General features: G+C 70.6%; 4 protein-coding genes. 3 read left to right on the top strand and 1 reads right to left on the bottom strand.

Annotation, left to right across the window (positions count from 1 at the left end):
• Positions 1–188 precede the first annotated feature (188 nt).
• The gene (locus tag AX685_RS05750; RefSeq protein WP_066486323.1) at positions 189–716 is read right to left on the bottom strand and encodes an AAA family ATPase; all 528 of its coding nucleotides are present in this window, start codon (positions 714–716) and stop codon (positions 189–191) included.
• Between the two features lie 170 nt (positions 717–886).
• On the opposite strand from AX685_RS05750, the gene AX685_RS05755 reads away from it, so the two are divergent.
• Genes AX685_RS05755 through AX685_RS05765 form a run of 3 tightly spaced genes read left to right on the top strand, consistent with a single transcriptional unit; the run spans position 887 to position 4040 of the window.
• Positions 887–1531 (top strand): XrtA/PEP-CTERM system exopolysaccharide export protein, encoded by a 645-nt coding sequence (locus AX685_RS05755; RefSeq protein WP_066486330.1) that lies wholly within the window; start codon positions 887–889, stop codon positions 1529–1531.
• 5 nt (positions 1532–1536) lie between these two features.
• The gene (locus AX685_RS05760) at positions 1537–3060 is read left to right on the top strand and encodes an XrtA system polysaccharide chain length determinant (RefSeq protein ID WP_066486325.1); all 1524 of its coding nucleotides are present in this window, start codon (positions 1537–1539) and stop codon (positions 3058–3060) included.
• Entirely contained in the window at positions 3057–4040 is a 984-nt protein-coding gene (locus tag AX685_RS05765) for an AAA family ATPase (RefSeq protein WP_066486328.1), read from the top strand. Before AX685_RS05760 ends, AX685_RS05765 begins: the two co-directional genes overlap by 4 nt.
• The last annotated feature ends 84 nt before the right edge of the window (positions 4041–4124 follow it).

A 4124-nucleotide genomic window follows, 5' to 3' on the forward strand; every position in this document is an offset into this window, starting at 1 on the left:
CATGGGGGCAGGGGCTGGCGCGCGCGGTGGTGCGCGCCGCCGCGGCCTGGGCGGGCGGACAGGGATGGGCGCCGCAATATCGCTGTCAGACCGACAATGCGGCATCGCTGGCGCTGGCGCGATCGAGCGGCTTCGTGCGGTTCGGGACGTGGGAAGTGGCGATCGACGACTGACGCGGCGTGCCGTCGTCAGCGGTGCAGGCCGTTGGCGCGGTAGAAGGCGTCGACGCATGCGGGCGTGTCGAGGCGGATGACCGGCAGCGCCAGCGTATCGGCCATGCGGGCATAGCGGCGGCGGTTGGCGCGGGTGGTGATCGCGATATGGCGGAGCATCGCGGCCTTCACGCTGTCGCGCCCGCCCGCCAGCCCGCCGGCGCGGTCGCGTTCGAACCAGCACCGCCGCAGATAGCGCCACAGGCTGCGCGGCGTCGAGAGATCGAGCAGGATCAGCCCGGTCGCGCGATCGAGCCGTGCGGGCAGCAGGCGGGTGTAATTGCCGTCGATCACCCAGCGATCGCCGCGGATCGCGGCATCGTGCAGCGCGGCGAACGCCGCCGCGGGGCGCGGCACCCAATCGGTATCGGGCAGGTGATGCAACCGGTCGAGATGGACCGCCGGCAGCCCGCGCGCCCGCGCGATCGACTGCGCCAGCGTCGACTTCCCGCTGTTCGACGGACCCATGATGATGATCCGCGGCCCCAGATCGTCGAGCGTCATCGCCGTGTCCTCCGGGCGAAGCCGCCTAATATCCGCGTCGCCGTGCCGCAAGCGGTCCCAATGCGGGACAGATGGGGCAAGCTTCCTAACGCTATCTTCACCTCTGCCGCCCATATCCGCGGCAGGTGGCACTGCGCCCGGCGGGTGCGGTGTGCGCGGAGGAGATCGTGATGCGTTTCGCCGGTGGTTCCAGGACCATGCTGACCCTGTCGACGGGAGCGATGCTGCTGGCGTCGTGCGCGGGTGCGGGGGGACGCCCCGAACTGCCGCCCGCCAGCTTCGTCGCGGCCAAGGAGCAGCCGGGCGAGGAATATGTCATCGGGCCGCTCGATTCGCTCAACATCTTCGTGTGGCGCAACCCGGAGCTGTCGGCCAAGGTGCAGGTGCGCCCCGACGGCCGCATCACCACGCCGCTGATCGCGGACATGCCGGCGGTGGGCAAGACCCCGTCGATGCTGGCCGCCGACATGAAGCTGGCGCTGGGCGAATATGTCCAGAACCCGATCGTGTCGGTGATCGTCGACAGCTTCTCCGGCACGTACAGCCAGCAGGTGCGGATCGTCGGCGCGACGCAGAAGCCCGCCAGCCTGCCGTACCGCGCCAACATGACGCTGCTGGACGCGATGATCGCGGTCGGCGGGCTGGGCGAATATGCCGCCGGCAACAAGGCGCGGCTGATCCGCTACGACCGCGCGACCGGCAAGCAGCGCGAATTCGCGCTGAAGATCAGCCGGCTGCTGAAGGACGGCGACGCCAGCGCCAATGTGAAGCTGGAACCGGGCGATGTCATCATCATCCCCGAGAGCATGTTCTAAAGGCCGTGGGCGGGATCATCGAAGAGATCAGGATCGCACTCCATGCGATCTGGACGCGCCGCTGGCTGGGGCTGGCGGTGGCGTGGGCGGTGTGCATCGCCGGCTGGCTGGTCGTCAGCCAGATGCCGAGCAAATACGAATCGCACGCGCGCGTGTTCGTCCAGCTGAACAACGTGCTGCCCGCCGGGGTCGACCCGTCGCAAGCAAGCGATGCGGCGCGCGACGTCGATACCGTGCGCCAGACGCTGACCAGCGCGGTCAGCCTGGAGAAGGTGGTGCGCGGCACCGACCTGGCGCAGACGGTGTCGAGCGACCGCGACGTCGCCGATCGCGTCGGTGGTTTGCAGAATGCGATCAAGATCGTCGCGCAGCAGGACAATCTGTTCGAGATCACGACCACCGCCGCGACCCCGCGGCTGGCGACGCAGATCACGCAGAAGCTGATCGACCTGTTCGTCGAGACCAACCTGTCCGAGGACCGGAACCAGAGCAGCCAGGCGATCACCTTCCTGGACGGGCAGCTCGACGCGCTGGGGCGCAAGCTGCAGGATGCCGAGGGCAAGCGCGCCGATTTCCAGAACCGTTATTTGGGCGCCTTGCCCGGCACCGGATCAATCGCCGACCGGATCGGCGCGGCGCGCACGCAGATGAGCCAGGTCGACGGCGATCTGGCCGCCGCGCAATCCAGCCTGGCGGCGATTTCGGGGCAGATGGCGGGGACGCAGCGCAGCGTGCCCGGCGGCGGCGGGATCGCCCCCGGCGTCGGCCCGGCGCGCGCGCGGCTGGCCCTGGTGCAGGGGCAGCTGGCCGATGCGCGCGCGCGCGGCTTTACCGACAGCCACCCCGACGTCGTCGCGCTGAAGCAGCAGCTGGCGCAGGCGCAGGCGGCGGCGCGCAACGAGCCGGTGGCGGCCGGCGCGGACGGCAGCGTGCCGAACCCGGCGTATCTGTCGCTTCAGGCGATGCTGGCGGACAAGCAGTCCGCGGTCGCCGCGTTGCAGATGCGCAAGCGGCAGTTGCAGGGCGATCTGGACCTGCTCAATTCCAAGCTGGCCGGCGACCCGGAAGTGGCCGCCGAACAGGGCGATATCGACCGCAATTACGACGTCCTCAAACAGCAGTACGACCAGCTGCTCGCGCAGCGCGAACAGGTGAAGCTGCGCAGCAGCGCGCAGTCGCAGACCGATGCGGTGAAGTTCAGCGTGATCGATCCGCCGACCGTGCCGCGCACGCCGACCGCGCCGAACCGGCCGCTGTTGCTGACCGGAGTGCTGCTGGCGGGGCTGGCGGCGGGGATCGGCGCGGCGTTCGCGATCGGGCGCGTGCAGGCGACCTTCGCCACCGCGCAGCGGCTGGAGAAGGCGACCGGCATTGCCGTGATCGGATCGATCGGCGAGATGGTGACGCGCGCCCAGGCGGAGCGGCGGCGGCGCCAGCTGACGTGGTTCGCGGGCGGCGCGGCGGGTCTGGCGGTCGCCTATGTCGCGCTGCTGGGGGTGGAAATGCTTCAGCGGGGAATGGCGGCATGAGCGCGCGGCCCGAATCGCTGATCGAGCGCGCGGCGCGCGTCTATGACTTCAACGCGCATCTGCGCGGGCGCGCCGAAGCGCCGGTCGAGCCCATTGCCGCCGAGGAGCCGGCGCCCGTGCCGGTACGGGACGTGCCCGGGCCGGCACCGGCACCGGCACCGGTCGGCACGCTGGCGGCGATCCCGGCGGAATTCCTGTCGGACAGCGACGACGACGGACTGGACGAATGGATCGCCCCGCCCAGCGACGTGGCGATGATCGACCGCACGATGCTGGCCGAGATGGGGATGCTGGTGCCCGGCGCACCGGTGGGGGCGCTGGCGGAGGAATTCCGGCTGGTGAAGCGCCAGCTGCTGCTGACGGCGCGGGTTGTCGCCGAAGGGCCGCTGCGGCAGCGCGCGCGCACGATCCTGGTCGGATCGGGCAAGCCGGGCGAGGGCAAGACGTTCTGCGCGATCAACCTGGCGATCAGCCTGGCGGCCGAGCGCGACGTCGAGATCCTGCTGGTGGACGCCGACTTCGCCAAGCCCGACGTGCTGGCGCGGCTGGGCGTGGACGGCGAGCATACCGGATTGCTCGACATCCTGGCCGATCCGCGGATCGACCCGGAGGCGTGCGTGATCCGCACCGACGTGCCGCAGCTGTCGCTGCTGGCGGCGGGCAAGCGCAGCCATTCGGATACCGAATTGCTCGCCTCGGCCCGCACCGGCGAGGTGCTCGACCGGCTGCTGGCGGCGAACCCGAAGCGGATCATCGTGTTCGATTCGCCGCCGGCGCTGGCGGCGTCGCCGGCATCGGTGCTGGCGCTGCTGGTCGGTCAGGTGATGCTGGTGGTGCGGGCCGACCGCACGACCGAGGGTGACGTGCAGGAAGCGGTGCAGCTGCTGGACGGATGCGACGAAATCCACCTGGTGCTGAACGCGGTATCCTACGAACCGGGACGCGGGCGGTTCGGCAGCTATTACGGGCGGGGGGAGTGATGCGGGGGGCGTATATCGCGGCCGCGGCGCTGGCGCTGCTGGCCCCGGCGGGTGTCGCGGCGCAGGCGCCGGGCGATGCCGGTG

Source organism: Sphingomonas sp. CCH9-F2 (assembly GCF_001556735.1).
Lineage (GTDB): Bacteria > Pseudomonadota > Alphaproteobacteria > Sphingomonadales > Sphingomonadaceae > Sphingomonas > Sphingomonas ginsenosidimutans.